General features: G+C 72.1%; 2 protein-coding genes. Both read right to left on the reverse strand.

Going from position 1 to position 18,959, the window contains the following annotated elements:
* Positions 1 to 1,780: type I polyketide synthase (locus ACSMFO_RS35870; protein ID WP_436462051.1), on the reverse strand; the 1,780-nt coding region annotated here is incomplete at its 3' end.
* Positions 1,781 to 1,783: 3 nt separating this feature from the next.
* Positions 1,784 to 18,937 (reverse strand): SDR family NAD(P)-dependent oxidoreductase, encoded by a 17,154-nt coding sequence (locus ACSMFO_RS35875; RefSeq protein ID WP_436462052.1) that lies wholly within the window; start codon positions 18,935 to 18,937, stop codon positions 1,784 to 1,786.
* Between the last annotated feature and the right edge of the window lie 22 nt (positions 18,938 to 18,959).

The raw sequence follows: 18,959 nt of genomic DNA on the forward strand, positions 1-18,959 counted from the left end.
CCTCACACTCAGCCATCGACTCAGCGAACACCGGAGCAGCCAACAACAACTCCTCCGCCATCCCCACCCACTGCGAACCCTGCCCCGGGAACACGAAAACAGCCTTACCCGCCTCGGCGGTACCGGTCAGGACCCGCGCGGCGGGTTCGCCCTCGGCGAGGGAACGCAGGCCGCCGAGCAGTTCGCCGAGATCTTCGGCGAGCACGACCGCCCGATGCGGCAACGCCGACCGTGTGTCGGCGAGGGCTCGCGCGATGGCCTTCGGCGAGGCCTCGCCTGTCAGATATCCAGCCAGCTTCGAAGCCTGGGCGGCCAAAGCCTCTTCACTGCGACCGGAAAGCACGAACGGCAAGACCGCGGAATCGAGCACCCGAGTGTCCACAAGAGACTCTGCTTCGCCGGGTGGCGCCTGCTCCAGGATCACGTGCGCGTTGGTACCGCTGATCCCGAACGACGAGACCCCGGCCCGGCGTGGTTCCCCGGTCTCCGGCCATGACTGTTCCCCGGTCAGCAGCGAAACCTCGCCCGCCGACCAGTCCACATGCGACGAAGGGGCATCGACGTGCAGCGTGCGCGGTGCGATCCCGTGCCGGATGGCCTGCACCATCTTGATCACCCCGCCGACCCCGGCCGCGGCCTGCGTGTGCCCGAGGTTCGATTTGAGGGAACCCAGCAGCAGCGGGCGTTTCCGATCCTGACCGTAGGTCGCCAGCAGCGCCTGCGCCTCGATCGGGTCGCCGAGGGTGGTGCCGGTGCCGTGTCCCTCGACGACGTCCACCTGCCCCGGCGCGAGCCGGGCGTCGGCGAGCGCCTGGCGGATGACCCGTTGCTGAGCGGGACCGTTCGGCGCGGTGAGCCCGTTCGACGCGCCGTCCTGGTTGATGGCGCTGCCCCGCAGCACGGCGAGGATCTGGTGGCCGTTGCGCTGGGCGTCGGAAAGCCTTTCCACCAGCAGCATTCCGACACCTTCTCCCCACCCGGTGCCGTCGGCCGCGTCGGCGAAGGCCTTGCAGCGGCCGTCGGCGGCCAGTCCGCGCTGACGGCTGAAGTCGACGAACGCGGCGGGATGGGTCATCACGTTCACCCCGCCGACGAGGGCGAGGGTGCATTCCTCCCGACGCAGGGACTGCGCGGCGAGGTGCAGCGCGACCAGCGACGACGAGCACGCCGTGTCGACCGAGACCGCCGGTCCCTCGAGACCGAGCGTGTAGGCGATGCGGCCGGAGGCGACGCTGCTGAAGTTCCCGTTGCCGAGATAGGGCTCCAGCTCCGGCGGGATGTCGGTGAGCACGCCGGTGTAGTCGTTGTGGATGACGCCGGCGAAGACGCCGGTGCGGCTGCCGCGCAGGGTCGCCGGGTCGATCCCGGCGCGTTCCAGCACCTCCCAAGCCGCTTCCAGCAGCAGCCGCTGCTGCGGATCCATCGCCTGGGCCTCACGCGGCGAGATCCCGAAGAACGCGGCGTCGAAATCCCCGGCGTCGTAGAGGAATCCGCCTTCGGAGACGTAGGTCTTGCCCGGGGTGTCGGGGTCGGGATCGAAGAGCCCGCCCAGATCCCAGCCCCGGTCGCCGGGGAACCCTGACAACGCGTCGGTCCCGGAGGCGACCAGGTCCCACAGCTGTTCGGGCGAGCGGACCCCGCCGGGGAAGCGGCAGCTCATCCCGACGACGGCGATCGGCTCGTGCCCGGCCTCTTCCAGCTCGACCAGCCTGCGCCGCGCGCGCCGCAGCTCACCGGTCGCCCACTTCAGGTTCTCCAGCAGTTTCTCATCGCCCGACACGGGTCACGACCTTCCGAATTCCTTGTGCAAGATGTCGAACAGCTCGTCGGCGCTGGCGTCGGCCAGGTCGCCGTCGCCCTCGTCCCCGGCCGGGCCGCGGGATTCGGTCCACCGGGCGAGTACCGCGCGCAGCCGGTCAGTGATCCGGTCCGCGGTCTCGTCGTCGGTGACCGCCGCGGCCAGCGCGGTCTCCAGCCGGTCGAGGTCGGCCAGCACCGCCACCTCGGGCTCTGCGCCCGCCGGTTCGCCCAGTTCCGCCAGCAGATGCCGGGCCAGCGCGGCCGGGCTCGGCTGATCGAAGACCAGCGTGGACGGCAGCCGCAGCCCGGTCGCCGCGCCGAGCCGGTTGCGCAGCTCGACCGCGGTCAGCGAGTCGAAGCCGAGGTCGCGGAAGGCCAGCTCCGGGCCGACCTTGGCGACCGACGCGTGGCCGAGCGCGGCCGCGGCGTGCGAGCGCACCAGATCCAGCAGGAACGGCTCCCGGTCCGCGGCGGGCAATGCCGCCAGCCGCTGGGCGAGCGACGGCCCGCTCGTGGCGGCCGCTCCCGCGACCCGTTTGGCCGGAGCGCCCGCGAGAACACGCAGCAGGGCGGACACTTCGGTCTGCCCTCGAAGCGCGGCGGTGTCCAGATGCACGGGCACCAGCGCCGCGACGTCCCGTTCCCCCGCCGCGTCGAACAGCGCCAGACCATCCACAGAGGACAGTGGGCTGACCCCGGATCGCTTCATCCTGGCCACGTCCGCCTCGTCGAGGTGGCCGGTCATCGCGCTTCGCTCGGCCCAGAAGCCCCACGCCAGCGCCTGTCCGGCGAGCCCGTCTGCCCGGCGGTGCTGGGCCAGTGCGTCGAGGAAGGCGTTGGCCGCCGCGTAGTTCCCCTGTCCGGCGGCACCGAACGTCGCCGCGGACGAGGAGAACAGCACGAACGCGGCCAGTCCGAGGTCGCGGGTCAGTTCGTGCAGGTGGACCGCGGCGTCGACCTTCGGACGGAACACGGTGTCGAGCCGGTCCGGGGTCAGCGCCGGGATCAGCCCGTCGTCGAGCACACCGGCGGTGTGCAGCACGGCGGTCAGCGGATGCTCCGGCGGTACCGAGCCGAGCAGTCCGGCGACGGCGGCGCGATCGGCGACGTCGCAGGCCACGACGGTCACCGTGGCCCCGAGCCCGGTCAGGTCCGCGACCAGCTCCCGCGCGCCCTCGGCGTCGAGCCCGCGCCTGCTCGTGAGCAGCAGCCGCCGGACGCCGCGCGTGGTCACCAGATGCCGGGCGAACAGGCCGCCCAGCACGCCGGTGCCGCCGGTGATCAGCACCGTGCCCTCGGGGTCGAGGACGGCGGGCGGTTCCAGCACGATCTTGCCGGTGTGCTTGGCCTGGCTGAGGAACCGGAACGCCTCGGGGGCGCGCCGGACGTCCCACGCGGTGGTCGGCAGCGGCCGCACCACGTCCTTGTCCGCCAGGGCCAGGAGTTCGCCGAGGATCTCCTGGATCCGGTCGTGCCCGGAGTCGATCAGGTCGAACGCGCGGTAGGTGACACCGGGATGGGCGGCCGCGACCTCGTCCGCGTCGCGGATGTCGGTCTTGCCCATCTCGACGAACCGGCCGCCTTCGCGCACCAGCCGCAGCGACGCGTCGACGAACTCCCTGGCCAGCGAGTCCAGTACCAGGTCGACCCCTCGGCCGCCGGTGGCCTCGCGGATCTTGTCCTCGAAATCGAGGGTCCGGCTGGAAGCGATGTGGTCGTCGTCGAAGCCCATCGCCCGCAGCGTGTCCCATTTGGCGGGGCTGGCGGTCACGTAGATCTCGGCGCCGAAGTGCCGGGCCAGCTGGACCGCGGCCATCCCCACGCCACCGGCGGCGGCATGGATCAGCACGGTCTGCCCCGGCCGCAGCTCACCGAGGTCGGCCAGGCCGACGTAGGCGGTCAGAAACGCGACCGGGGCCGACGCGGCCTCGGTGAACGACCAGTCGTCCGGGACGGGCGCGATCAGCTTCCGGTCGGCGACGGCGACCGGGCCGAACGACGCGTCGAACATGCCCAGCACGCGGTCGCCCGGCGCCAGGTCGGTGACGCCGGGTCCGGTCTCGGTGACCACGCCCGCGCCTTCCCCGCCGATGCCTTCCTGCCCGGGGACGAGCCCGAGGGCCACCACGACGTCCCGGAAGTTGAGCCCGGCCGACCGCACGGCGATACGGACCTGCCCCTCGGCGAGCGGGGCCAGCAGATCGGGCCGGTCCCGCAGCACCAGGTTCTCCAGGGTGCCGCCGCCGAGGGTGTCGACGGTCCACGCGCGGCTGCCCGAGGGAGGGACGAGCGCGGTGTCGGCGGACGCCTTGACCAGCCGGGCGCCGAGCACCGTTCCGGCCCGCACCGCGAGCTGGGGCTCGTCGAGCGCGAGCGCCTCAGCCAACCCAGCCTCGGAGCCGTCGGTGTCGAGAAGACCGAACCGGCCGGGATTCTCCTCCTGCGCCGTGCGCACGAGACCCCAGACCGTCGCGGTGGCCGGCTCGGACACCGGTTCGTCCGCGGTCACCGAGACCGCGCCCGAAGTCCGGAACACCAGCCTGGCGCCGGAGAACCGGTCGTCCGCCAGCCAGTTTTGGACGAGCGCCAACGCTTCCCTCGCGGCGGCGTGCGCGCCCTCGGCGAGGTCGCCGGTGACGGGTGCGCAGGTCGTGACGACCACATCGGGTTCCGGCCGGCCCGCGTCGAGATCCGCCGCGAGCTCCGCCAGGTCCGCGCAGTCTTCACCGAGCACGACGATCGACGGCGCGACGACGTCCTTTGTGGACAGATCCGTCCATTGGACCTGGAACAGCGAATCCGCCGGATCCCGCCGGGCACCGGCGAGCTGCGCCTCGGCGACCGGCCGGAACACCACGGAACCGATCGAGGCGACCGGTGCTCCGGCTGTGTCGGCGAGGTCCACCGTCACCGCGTCCTCCCCGGCGCGGGAAAGCCGGACGCGCAGGCTCGGCGCGCCGACGGCCGACAGCGAGACCTCGTTCCACGCGAACGGAAGCCGCAGTTGCCCGTCGTCGGGGAGCAGCCCGAAGCCCAGCGCGTGCAGGGCGGCGTCGAGGAGCGCGGGGTGCAGGCCGAACGCGGCGGCCTCGGCGACCCGGTCCTCCGGGAGCGCGATCTCGGCGAACACGTCGTCGCCCCGGCGCCACGCGGCACGCAGCCCGCGGAACGCCGGACCGTAGCCGTAGCCCAGTTCCGCGAGGCCTTCGTAATGGCCGTCGAGGGAGATCGGTTCGGCACCCGCGGGCGGCCACTGGGTCAGATCCGCCATGGACGTTTCCCCGTCCCCGGCGAGCAGGCCGGTCGCGTGCCGGATCCAGTCCGTGCCACCGGTTTCGTCCCGGGAGTACACGGAGACCTCGCGGGTGCCGTCGTCAGCGGACGCTCCGACGGTCACCTGCAGCCGCGCGCTCCCGGACTCCCCGAGGACGAGCGGCGCCTCGATGGTCAGTTCGGCGATCCGGCCACAGCCGGTGCGCTCCCCCACCGTGAGCGCCAGGTCCACGAGCGCCGCGCCGGGCAGTAGCAGCGCGCCTCCGACGGCGTGGTCGAGCAGCCAGGTCTGGTTCCGCGCCGAGATCCGGCCGGTGGCCACCAGGCCGTCGCTGCCGGCCAGCGGGACGACGGCCCCGAGCAGCGGATGCCCGCCGTCGTCCAGACCGGCCTGTCCGGGGTCGGCGGAAGACCGCGTCCGCAGCCAGTAGTGCTCGTGCTGGAAGGCGTAGGTCGGCAGGTCGATGCGAGTTCCGGGGGCCAGCGCCGCCCAATCCGGGCTGAGGCCGTGGACATGGGCTTCCGCCAGCGAGGTGAGGAACCGGTGCGGCCCTCCCTCGTCCCGGCGCAGGCTGCCGACCGCGACGGCGCGTTCTCCCGCGTCCTCGGCGGTGTCGGCGATCCCGGTGACCAGGACCGGATGCGGGCTCGCCTCGACGAAGAACCGGAACCCGTCGTCGAGCAGCCGCCGGACGGCCTGTCCGAAGTGGACGGTCCCGCGCAGGTTCCGGAACCAGTACGCCGCGTCCACCACCGGATCGAGCGGCTCGCCGGCCACCGTCGAGTAGAACGGGATCTCCGGAACACGCGGCTCGATCCCGTCGAGCGCGGTCAGGACGTCCTGTTCGATGGCATCGACGTGCGCCGAATGCGACGCGTAGTCCACTGGGATCCGCTTGGCACGCAGTCCGTTCTCCTCGCAAGCGGCCATCAGCGCGTCCAGACCGGCGACGTCACCCGACACCACCACCGACGCGGGACCGTTCACCGCGGCGAGCGAGACACCCTCGGGCAGCAGCTCGCGGACCCGGTCTTCGGGAGCGGCGACGGAGACCATGCCGCCCCGGCCCGAAAGCGCCGTGATCGCCTTGCTGCGCAGGCAGATCACCCGCGCCGCGTCGTCGAGCGACAGCGCGCCGGCGACACACGCCGCCGCGATCTCGCCCTGCGAGTGCCCGACAACGGCGGCCGGCTCGATGCCACTGGCACGCCACAGCCTGGCCAGCGACACCATCACCGCAAAGAGGGCGGGCTGCACGACGTCGACCCGCTCCAGCGCGGTCGCGTCCGAGAGCACCTCGGTGAGCTTCCAGTCCACATAGGACAGTAGGGCCGTTTCGCACTCGGCCATCGACTCGGCGAACACGGGCGCGGACCCCAGCAGTTCCACCGCCATCCCGGCCCACTGCGACCCCTGACCGGGGAAGACGAACACCGGTTTTCCGCTGGTCGCGGTTCCGGTCACCACCGAACCAGACGGCTCACCCGCGGCGAGCGCGGCCAACCCGGCGATCGGGTCTTCGCCGACGACGACCGCCCGATGCTCCAAGGTGGTCCGCGCGGTCGCCAGCGAATACGCCACATCCACCGGACGTTCACCGGCCAAGAAGGACTTCAGCCGTGCCGCCTGCGCGGCCACGGCCTCGGGTTCCTTGGCCGACAGCGGCCAGGCGACGACGTCACCGAGCAGCCCCGATGCCGGTTCGTCCCGTGTCTCGGCCGCTTCGGCCTGTTCGAGGACGACGTGCGCGTTGGTACCGCTCATCCCGAACGACGACACCGCCGCCCGGCGCGGGCCACCGGTCTCCGGCCACGGGGTCGGCTCGGTCGCGAGCGCGACCCGGCCGGCCGCCCAGTCGACCCGCGAAGTCGGCGTGTCGACGTGCAGGGTGCGCGGCAACGTCCCATGGCGCATCGCGAGCACCATCTTGATCACCCCGGCCACGCCCGCCGCCGCTTGCGTGTGCCCGATGTTCGACTTGACCGAACCGAGGAGCAGCGGCCGTTCCCGGTCCTGGCCGTAGGTCGCCAGGAGCGCCTGCGCCTCGATCGGGTCGCCCAGCGTGGTCCCGGTTCCGTGCGCTTCGACGGCGTCCACTTCGGACGGTTCGAGCCGCGCGTTCGCGAGAGCCTGCCGGATCACCCGCTGCTGCGAAGGACCGTTCGGCGCGGTGAGGCCGTTCGACGCGCCGTCCTGGTTGACCGCGCTGCCCCGCAGCACCGCGAGCACCGGATGCCCGTTGCGGCGAGCGTCGGAAAGCCGTTCCACGAGCAGCATTCCGGCGCCTTCACCCCAGCCCGTTCCATCGGCGCCGTCGGCGAACGCCTTGCAGCGACCGTCCGCGGCCAACCCGCGCTGACGGCTGAACTCGACGAACGTGCCCGGCGTGGCCATCACGGTCACCCCACCGGCCAAGGCCAACGAACATTCGCCCTGCCGCAGTGCCTGTGCCGCCAGATGCAGCGCGACCAGCGACGACGAGCACGCCGTATCGACGGTGACCGCGGGGCCTTCGAGCCCGAAGGTGTACGAAACGCGGCCCGAGGCGACACTCGCCGAGGTGCCGGTGGCCAGGTAGCCCTCGACCCCGTCGGGGACCTCCGCCGAACCGGACACGTATTCGTTGTCCATCACCCCGGCGAACACGCCGGTACGGCTGCCGCGCAGCGTGGCCGGATCGATCCCGGCGCGTTCGAACGCCTCCCACGACGTCTCCAGCAGCAACCGCTGCTGCGGATCCATCGCCAGCGCCTCACGCGGCGAGATCCCGAAGAAGCCCGCGTCGAACTCCCCGGCGGTTTCCAGGAAAGCGCCTTGGCGGGTGTAGGAGGTGCCCCGGCGGTCCGGGTCGGTGTCGAACAGCCGCTCCAGGTCCCAGCCACGGTCGGCGGGGAATTCGCCCAGCGCGTCCCGGCCCTCGGCCAGCAGCGCCCACAGCCGTTCGGGGGTGTCGGCGTGGCCGGGGAACCGGCAGCTCATCGCGACGATCGCGATCGGCTCGTCGGCCGTCACGGCCGCCTGCCCGGTCTCGGGCCCGCCCTGCGCACCCAGGACGCCCTCGCCGATGTGGGTGGCGAGTGCTTCCGGGGTCGGATAGTCGAAGATCAGCGTCGCCGGCAGCCGCAGCCCGGTGGCGGCGGTGAGCCGGTTGCGCAGTTCGACGGCGGTCAGGGAGTCGAACCCGATCTCCTGGAAGGACCGTGTGGCCTCGACCGCGTCCGCCGCGGTGTGCCCGAGCACGGTCGCGGAATGGGTGCGCACGAGGTCGACCAGCAGGGTCGCCCGGTCGGCGGCGGGCACGGCGAGGAGCCGGTCCCGCAACGAGTCCGCGTCGCCGGTGGTCCCGGCGGACGCGGCGCGGCGGACCGGGCCGCGGGCGAGGCCGCGCAGCAACGGCGGAAGCCCGTCCGCGCCCATCGCGGCGACGTCCAGGCGCATCGGCACCAGCACCGGTTCCGCCAGCGCACCCGCGGCGTCGAAGAGCTCCAGCCCGTCCTGTGTGGACAGTGCGGCGGTACCGCTCTGGGCCATCCTGGCCAGCTCGGCCTCGCCGAGCGTCCCGCCCATCCCGCCCGTTTCGGCCCACAGACCCCACGCCAGCGATCGCGCGGGCAGCCCGTGCACGGCACGCCGGACGCTGAGCGCGTCCAGGAAGCCGTTCGCGGCGGCGTAGTTCGCCTGTCCGGCGTTGCCGAAGACTCCGGCCGCCGAAGAGAAGACGACGAACTCGGCGAGATCCGCGTCGCGGGTCAGTTCGTGCAGGTTCAGCGCCGCGTCGACCTTCGGCCGCAGCACCTTCGCCAGCCGCTCCGGGGTCAGCGAGCCGACGAGACCGTCGTCGAGGACACCCGCCGTGTGCACCACGCCGGTCAGCGGATGCCCGGCCGGGATCCCGGCGAGGACGGCGGCGAGCGCGTCGCGATCCGCCGCGTCGCACGCCTCGACCGTCACCGACGCGCCCGCCTCGGTGAGTTCGGCGACCAACCCGGAGACGCCCGGGGCGTCGTGCCCGCGCCTGCTGGTCAGCAGCAGCCGCCGGACGCCGCGTTCGCGCACCAGATGCCGGGCGAAGAGCGCGCCGAGGGCGCCCGTTCCCCCGGTGACGAGCACGGTGCCGCCGGGATCGAGGGCGACGGGCATGGTCAGCACGTTCTTGCCGACATGCTTGGCCTGGCTGAGGAAACGGAACGCGTCGGGGCCGCGCCGGACATCCCAGGCGGTGACCGGCAACGGCGTCAGGGCCCCGGCCACGAACAGCTCCAGCAGCGCGGCGAGCATCTCGTGGATGCGTTCGGGTCCGGCGTCGATCACGTCGAAGGGGTGGTACTCCACCCCGGTCTCCCCCGGTTCGCGGATGTCGGTCTTGCCCATCTCGGCGAACCGCCCGCCCGGGGCCAGCAGCCGCAGGGACGCGTCGACGTACTCGCCGGCCAGCGAGTTCAGGACGACGTCGACACCGCGTCCGGCGGTGGCGGCGCGGAACTTCTCCTCGAAACCGAGGTCACGGGAAGAGGAGAGGTGAGTGTCGTCGAAACCGTTGGCACGCAAGGTGTCCCACTTGCCCGGACCGGCGGTGCCGAACACCTCGGCCCCGGTGTGACGGGCCAGCTGGGTCGCGGCCATGCCGACGCCGCCCGCCGCCGCGTGCACCAGGATCGACTCCCCCGCTTCGAGCCGCGCGAGGTCGAACAGGCCGTAGTAGGCGGTGAGGAACACGATCGGGACCGAGGCCGCCGTGGCGAACGACCAGTCGGCCGGCATCTTCGCCAGCGTCCGGTGATCGGTGACGACCTGCGGCCCGAAACCGTTCGACATCAGGCCGAACACGCGGTCGCCGACGCAGAGCCCGGTGACACCGGGCCCGATCTCGGTGATCACGCCCGCGCCTTCACTGCCGAGCGTGGCCGCACCCGGGTACATGCCCAGCGCGATCAGGACGTCGCGGAAGTTGAGGCCGGCGGCCCGCACCGCGATCCGGACCTCACCCTCGGCCAGCGGCGCGACCGCTTCGGGCGACGGCACCAGGGCGAGGTTCTCCAGGGTGCCGCGGCCGGTGGTGTCCAGCCGCCAGGCGCCCTCGGGCGGCGTCAGTTCCGTGGACGAGGCCGTGGTGGCCAGCCGCGGCGCGAGAGCCCGGCCGTCGCGCAGAGCGAGCTGCGGCTCGTCGACGGCCAGGATCCGGCCGTCGGGCAAGGTCTCGGCGTCGACCAGCACGAACCGCCCGGGGTTCTCCGACTGCGCGGCACGCACCAGTCCCCAGACCGCGGCGTGCGCGAGGTCGGTCACCGCTTCGCCGTCACCCGCGGCGACCGCGCCCCGGGTGTGGACGACGAGCGGACGGTCCGGCTCGTCTTCGAGCCATCGCTGGACGATTCCGAGGACGGCGGCCGTCGTCTCGTGGACACTCTCAGCCGTGTCACCACCGCGCGGCACGGAGAAGACGGACTCCGCGGGCAGGGCTTCGCCGGTCTCCGGGAGCGGGACCGGACGCCAGCCGACCCGGTAGAGCGAGTCGTGTCCCTTGCGCGCCAAGGCGTCGCCCGAGATCTCGCGCAGCGTCAGTTCCTCCGCCGAGACGACCGGGCGACCGGTGCCGTCGGCGACCAGGACCGCGAACCCGTCGGGACCGGACGGCCGCAGCCGGACACGGAGCCGGGTCGCACTCGCGGCATGCAGGCGTACGCCGGACCAGGCGAACGGGAGCCGCGTGCCGTCGTCGCCGCCCGCGAGGCCGAGAGTGTGGAGCGCGGCGTCGAGCAGCGCCGGATGGACACCGAACCGCGCGGCGTCGGCGTGCTGTTCCTCCGGGAGTTCGACCTCCGCGAACAGGTCTTCACCCGCTCGCCACGCCGCCCGGAGGCCACGGAACACGGGACCGTACTCGAGACCGGTGGCGGCGAGCCGCTCGTAGACGTCACCCACCTGGACGGCTTCGGCGTTCTGCGGCGGCCAAGTCGTCAACCCGGCCGGTTCGACGGCTCCGGCGGCCGAAAGCAGACCGGTCGCGTGCCGCTGCCAGCCGTCTTCGCCTTCCTCGCGTGAGTGGATCTCGATGGTCCGGCGACCGGTGTCGTCGGCCGTGCCGACCAGTACGGACAGCTGGGTCGCGCCGCGTTCGGGCAGGACGAGCGGCGCTTCGAGGGTCAAATCTTCGAGGTGGCCGCAGCCTGCCTCGTCTCCTGCGCGCAGGGCGATCTCGACGAACGCGGTGCCCGGCAGCAGGACCACACCGCCGACCCGGTGTTCGGCCAGCCATGGCTGGGCGTGCCCGGACAATCGGCCGGTGAGCAGGAATCCGCCGTCACCCGGCAGGGCCGCGGCCGCGCCGAGCAGCGGGTGATCGGTCGTGCCGAGCCCGGCGGCGGTGACGTCACCCGCCGCGCCGCCTGCCGAGGACAGCCAGAAACGGCGGTGCTGGAAGGCATACGTGGGCAGGTCGACGGGCTTCCCGCCGCCGAGCAGCGCCGCCAGATCGACGTCCACGCCGTGGGCGTGCAGGCCCGCGACCGCCGTCAGCAGCGTCTCCACCTCCGGCCGGTCGCGCCGGAGTGCCGGAACGACGACCGCGTCCTCGGCGCTTTCCTTGGCCATGGCGGTCAGGACACCGTCCGGGCCGATCTCCAGGAACCGCGTGACGCCCTCGGCTTCCAGGAACTTGACCGACTCGTGGAACCGCACCGCATCACGGACGTGCCGGACCCAATAGTCCGAAGTGGACACTTCCGTCAACCCACCCGACACGATCGGAATCCTCGGCACCGCAAATGTCAGGCTGTCGGTGACGGCGCGGAACTCGTCCAGCATCGGTTCCATCAACGGCGAATGGAACGCGTGACTCACCATGAGGCGCTTGCTCTTGCGTCCCTCGAACTGAGAGACCACCGCGACAACGGCGTCCTCGTCACCCGAGACGACCACCGACTCCGGGCCGTTGATCGCCGCCAGCGAAACCCGCTCGGTCAGCAGCGGCGTCACTTCGGCTTCCGTCGCCTGCAACGCCACCATCGCGCCACCAGTCGGCAAGGCCTGCATCAACCTGCCTCGCGCCGACACCAGCTTCGCGGCATCGTCGAGGGAAAGCACGCCCGCGACGTGGGCGGCCGCGATCTCCCCGACCGAATGCCCCGCCAGGAAGTCCGGACGAACACCCCAGCTCTCCACCAACCGGAACAGCGCCACCTCAAGCGCGAACAACGCACACTGCGTGTTCGCCGTCTGGTTCAGTTCCTCAGCCGACAAGTCCCTGAGCGGCTGCTCGAAGCGGGAACACACCTCGTCATAGGCCGCGGCGAACATCGGGAAACGCTCGGCCAGCTCACGCCCCATCCCGAGCCGCTGACTGCCCTGGCCCGTGAACAGAAACGCCGTCCGGCCCTCCGCCGCGCGGCCGGTGACGGAGAGGTTCTCCAGCCCGGCCAGCAAGGTTTCCCGGTCTCCGGCCACGACTGCGGCCCGGTGCTCCAGAGCCGCGCGGGTGGTGGCCAGCGAGAACGCGACATCGGCCAAGGCGGCAGGCGTCTCGGCCAGGAAGTCCCGCAACCGCAGCGCTTGGTCGTGCAGGGCCGCTTCACTCCCGGCGGACAGGACGAACGGCGCCGAAGCCGGGCCCTCACCGGCTTCGGCGACCTCTACCGGAGCGGGCCCCTGCTCCAAGACGATATGCGCGTTGGTCCCGCTGATCCCGAACGACGACACCGCCGCGCGGCGGGGCCGTCCGGCCTCCGGCCAGGGCCGCGACTCGGTCAGCAGGGAGACCGCGCCCGCCGTCCAGTCCACATGAGACGACGGTTCGGTGACGTGCAACGTCTTCGGCAGCACCCCGTGGCGCATCGCCTCGACCATCTTGATCACGCCCGCCACCCCGGCGGCCGCCTGGCTGTGCCCGATGTTCGACTTGATCGACCCGAGCCACAACGCGGCGTCCTCCCGGCCCTGGCCGTAGGTCGCCAGCAACGCCTGCGCCTCGATCGGGTCGCCCAGCGTGGTGCCGGTCCCGTGCGCCTCGACGGCGTCCACTTCGGACGGTTCCATACGCGCGTCGGCCAAGGCCCGCCGGATCACCCGCTGTTGCGAAGGACCGTTCGGCGCGGTGAGCCCGTTGGACGCGCCGTCCTGGTTCACCGCGGAACCCCGGACGACGGCCAGGATCCGGTGCCCGTTGCGCTCGGCGTCCGAGAGCCGCTCCACCAGCAGCATGCCGACACCTTCGGACCAGGATGTGCCGTCCGCACCGTCCGAAAAGGACTTCGAGCGGCCGTCCGGCGCCAAGCCTCGCTGACGGCTGAAGTCGACGAACGTCTCCGGAGTGGCCATCACGGTCACCCCGCCGGCCAGCGCGAGCGAACATTCGCCGCGCCGCAACGCCTGAGCCGCCAGATGCAGGGCCACCAGCGACGACGAGCATGCGGTGTCGACGGTGACGGCCGGGCCTTCGAGACCGAAGGTGTAGGAAACCCGCCCGGACAGCACACTTCCGGAGTTGCCGGTGCCGAGGTAACCCTCGACGTCGTCGGGAACCGTGGCACCGGTGAGGTAGTCGTGGTACATCTGCCCGGCGAAGACGCCGGTGTCGCTGCCCCGCAGCGTTCCGGGGTCGATCCCGGCCCGCTCGAAGGCCTCCCACGAGACCTCCAGCAGCAGCCGCTGCTGTGGGTCCATGCCCAGTGCCTCACGCGGCGAGATCCCGAAGAAACCGGCGTCGAAATCGCCTGCCTCGTGGAGGAATCCGCCCTCGCGCACGTAGGTCTTCCCCGCCTTGCCGGGGTCCGGGTCGTAGAGGCCGTCCACGTCCCAGCCGCGGTCGGCCGGGAAGAGCGAGATGCCGTCTCGGCCCTCCGCGACCAGCCGCCAGAGGTCCTCCGGCGAGGCGACCCCGCCCGGGTAACGGCATGCCATGCCGATGATGGCGATCGGCTCGTCGGCCACGGTCGCGGGCCGCTGAACCGGGACGTCGGGCGCGGCACCGAACAGTTCGGCGGCGAGCAGCTCCGCGAGCGCCTTCGGAGTGGGGTGGTCGAACACCGCGGTCGCGGGCAGCCGGAGCCCGGAAACGGCGTTGAGGCCGTTACGCAGCTCCACCGCGGTCAGCGAGTCGAAACCCAGCTCCCGGAACGGGCGGGCCGGTTCGACGGCTCCGGCGTCCCGGTGGCCGAGCACGTCGGCGACCTGGCCGCGCACCAGCGCGAGCAGTTCCCGGTCCCGTTCCTCGGCGGGCAGCGACGCCAGCCGGTCACGCAGTTCCCGCGCGGCGGGGGCGGCCGACGCGGTTCGCCGGGATTTCCCGGCGAAGGCCCGCAGGAGCGGGACGTCCGTGGCACTCGTGCGCAGGGCGGGCACGTCGAGCCGCATCGGCACGAACAGCGCTTCCTCCGCTCCCACGGCGAACTCGAAGAGGGTCAAGGCGTCGGCGACCGGGAGCGGAAGCAGGCCGGAACCGGCCATCCGCGCGCGATCGGTCCCGGCGAGCGCGCCTGCCATCCCGTCGCCGGTCTCCCAGAGCCCCCACGCGAGCGAGGTCGCGGGCAGTCCGCGTTCACGGCGGCGCGCGGCGACCGCGTCGAGGGCGGCGTTGGCGGCGGCGTAGTTGGCCTGTCCCGCGCTGCCGAGCACACCGGCCGCGGAGGAGAAGAACACGAGGTGGGCGTCACCGGCCAGCTCGTCCAGCAGGAGCGCAGAGTCCACTTTGGACCTGAACACGGCTTCGAACCGGTCCGGTGTCAGGTCGGCGAGCAGGCCGTCGTCGAGGACACCCGCGGCATGGACGACGGCGGCCAGCGGAACACCGTCGAGCAACGCCGTCAGCTGGTCGCGGTCCGCCACGTCACAGGCGACGATCCGGGCCTGGGCGCCGAGGTCCGCCAGTTCGGCGGCCAGCTCGCTCGCGCCTTCCGCGGTGGGACCGCGGCGGCCGGCGAGGATCAGGTTCCGCACACCGCGTCGCGTGACGAGGTGACGGGCGAGTTCGGCGGCGAGCGCGCCGGTGCCGCCGGTGATCAGGACCGTTCCGTCCGGATCCCAGCCCGGTCCGGTTTCACCACCGCGCACCGGGGTGAGCCGCGGGACACGGACCTCGCCCTCGCGCACGACGGCTTCGGTCTCGCCGGAGGCCACGATCCCGGCCAGCAGGCCGTCCGTGAGCGTGGTGGGGTCGTCGGCGTCGACGAGCACGAACCGGCCGGGGTACTCCTCCCGCGCCGAACGCACCAGCCCCCAGACCGCCGCCTGCGCCGGATCGATGAACGCGCCGCTGGTCAGGAACACCACGGGATCCTCGCCCGGCTCCACGGCGATCTCCCAGGCGTGCGCCGTCGCGTGCCGGACGTCGGCGAAGTCCACGAAGGACTCCACGGCCGGCTCCCCTGCCCCGGCGGGCACCGTCACCGGCGTCCAGGTGACGCGGAACAGCGAGTCTCGGGGAAGCGACGCGGCCGCGGCGACCGGAGCCCGCAGGCTGAGCGAGCCGACCGACAGCACCGGAGCTCCGGCGGGATCGGTCGCGAAAACGGAGACGGCGCCGTCACCCGCCGGGCTGAGACGGACCCGGAGCACCGTCGCGCCGTCGGCGTGCAGGCGGAGATCCGACCAGGCGAAGGGGATCTCCAGTCCCCGCGACTCGCCGATGCCGATGGCGTGCAGCGCGGAGTCGAACAACGCGGGATGGATACCGAAGGTGCCAGGGGTGTCGTCCACCTCGACCTCGGCGAACACGTCGCCGTCGCGGGTCCAGACGGCACGGACACCCTGGAAGGCAGGACCGTAGCCGAGCCCTTCGGCCGCCAGGTTCGGGTAGAAGCCTTCGAGGGCGACCGGCTCCGCGCCCGTGGGCGGCCACTCGGTCATTTCGTCCTGTGTGGACAATGCAGCACCGAGGACGCCGGACGCGTGCCGCACCCAGACGTCGTCGTCCTCCGGCCGGGCGTGCACGGTGACCGAGCGCCTGCCCTGGTCGTCCGCGGCGCCGACCGCGACCTGCAGCTGGACGCCGCCCTTCTCGGACAACACCAGCGGCGCTTCCAGATTCAGTTCCTCGACGGCTTCGCACCCGGCCTCGTCGGCGGCCGCGAGCGCGAGTTCCGCGAACGCGGTGCCGGGCAGAAGGACGTTTCCGCCGACGACGTGGTCGGCCAGCCACGGCAGTGTGCTCAGCGAGATCCTGCCCGTCAGGAGGATCTCGTCCTCGCCCGCCGGCCGGACGGCTGCGGCGAGCAGGGCGTGCGGCGACGCGTCCAGCCCGGCGGCGGAGACGTCGCGGTGAGCGGCACCGGATTCGAGCCAGAAGTGCTCGTACTGGAACGGATACGTGGGCAGATCGACGCGCCGGGCACCGGCGAACAGCGGCGCCCAGTCGACCTCGGCCCCATGGACGTGCAGTCCGGCGACCGCCGTCAGCAGGGTCGTCACCTCGGGGCGATCCCGTCGCGAAGCCGGGAGGACGGCCGCGTCCTCGGCGCTTTCCTTGGCCATGGCGGTCAGGACGGTGTCGGGCCCGATCTCCAGGAACCGCGTGACGCCCTCGGCTTTCAGGAATTCGACCGACTCGTGGAACCGCACCGCGTCACGGACATGACGGACCCAATAGTCCGAAGTGGACACTTCAGCCAAGCCGCCGGACACGATCGGGATCCGCGGCTCGGCGAAGGTCAGCCGCTCCACCACCGCGCGGAAGTCGTCGAGCATCGGCTCCATCAACGGGGAGTGGAACGCGTGACTCACCGTGAGGCGCTTGCTCTTGCGTCCCTCGAACTGGGAAACCACCGCGGCGACAGCGTCTTCGTCACCCGAGACGACCACCGACTCCGGACCGTTGATCGCGGCCAGCGACACCCGCTCCGTCAGCAACGGGGTCACTTCGGCCTCAGTCGCCTGAAGAGCCACCATCGCGCCACCGCTCGGCAACGCCTGCATCAGACGACCACGAGCCGACACCAACGTCACCGCGTCGTCCAGCGACAGCACACCCGCGACGTGGGCCGCCGCGATCTCCCCGACGGAATGCCCCGCCAGGAAGTCCGGCCGGATGCCCCAGCTCTCCACCAAACGGAACAGCGCCACCTCGTACGCGAACAACGCGCACTGCGTGTTCGCCGTCTGGTTCAGTTCCTCGGCGGACAGCTCCGCGATCGGTCGCTCGAATCGCGAGGAGACGTCGTCGAAGGCCTCGGCGAACACCGGGAAACGCTCGGCCAGCTCACGACCCATCCCGAGCCGCTGACTGCCCTGACCGGTGAACAGGAACGCCGTCCCGCCGTCCGTCGCCCGCCCTTCCACCAAAGTAGCGGTGAGCAAGTCGTCCAGCGTGCCGACGACGGCGGCCCGATGCTCCAGCGCCGTCCGCGTGGTGGCCAGCGAGAACGCGAGGTCCGCCGCCGTGACGTCCGAATCCCGCGCGAGTTCCCGCACGCGTGCCAGCTGCTCGCGCAGGGCGGCTTCGGTCTTGCCGGACAGCACGAACGGCACCGGCTCCGCGAGCGTGGACGGCGGTTCTTCTTCCGCTGCGGGCTGTTCGAGGACGACGTGCGCGTTCGTCCCGCTGATCCCGAACGAGGACACCGCGGCGCGCCGGGGGCGATCCGTCTTCGGCCACGGCTCGGACTCGGTCAGCAGCGAGACCGCGCCCTCGGACCAGTCCACATGGGACGTCGGCGTGTCGACGTGCAGGGTCTTCGGCAGCACACCGTGCCGCATCGCCTCGACGAGTTTGATGATCGACGCGACCCCGGCCGCGGCCTGGCTGTGCCCGATGTTGGACTTCACCGAGCCGAGCCAGAGCGGGGTGTTCCGGTCCTGGCCGTAGGTGGCCAGCAAAGCCTGGGCCTCGATCGGGTCGCCGAGCCGGGTGCCCGTGCCGTGCGCCTCCATGGCGTCCACATCGGACGGTGTGAGCCGTGCGTTCGCCAGCGCCTGCCGGATGACCCGTTGCTGGGAAAGACCGTTGGGCGCGGTGAGCCCGTTCGAGGCGCCGTCCTGGTTCACCGCGGATCCGCGGACGACGGCGAGGACGCGGTGCCCGTTGCGCCGGGCGTCGGAGAGCCGCTCGACGAGCAGCATGCCCGCGCCTTCACCCCAGGCGGTGCCGTCGGCGGCCTCGGCGAACGCCTTGATCCGCCCGTCCGCCGCGAGCCCGCGCTGACGGCTGAAGTCCACGAACGCCGCCGGGTTGGCCATCACGGTCACCCCGCCGGCCAACGCCAACGAGCATTCACCCTGCCGCAACGCCTGTGCCGCCAGATGCAGCGCCACCAGCGACGACGAACACGCCGTGTCGACCGTGACCGCCGGGCCTTCGAGCCCGAAGGTGTAGGAAACGCGCCCGGAGGCGATGCTCGCGAAACTCCCGTTGCCGAGATACGGCTCGAGGTCCGCGGGCGGCGTGCCCGCGATGGCCGAGTACTCGTTGTGGATGACCCCCGCGAACACGCCGGTCCGGCTGCCCCGCAGGGAATCCGGGGCGATCCCCGCGCGTTCGATCGCCTCCCAGGAGATCTCCAGGAGCAACCGCTGCTGCGGGTCCATCGCCAGCGCCTCGCGCGGCGAGATCCCGAAGAACGCCGGGTCGAATCGGGCGGCGTCGTGCAGGAAACCGCCTTCCCGGACGTAGCTCTTACCCGGTTTGCCCTGCTCGGGGTCGTAGAGTCCGTCGAGGTCCCAGCCGCGGTCGGCCGGGAATCCGGTGAGGCCCGTGCGTTCCCCGGCGACCAGGTCCCACAGTTCCTCCGGCGAGCGAACCCCGCCCGGGTAACGGCAGGCCATGCCGATGATCGCGATGGGCTCGCCGGTCAGGCGCCGGTTCTCCCCGCGCAGGCGGTCGGCTTCCTTCAGCGCCGCCCGCAGGGCCTCGACGACCTTGTTCTCGGATGTGGACATCGCAGCTCCAGGGTGTTTCACG

This window comes from Amycolatopsis sp. w19, from assembly GCF_051373225.1.
GTDB classification, from domain to species: Bacteria; Actinomycetota; Actinomycetes; order Mycobacteriales; family Pseudonocardiaceae; genus Amycolatopsis; species Amycolatopsis japonica.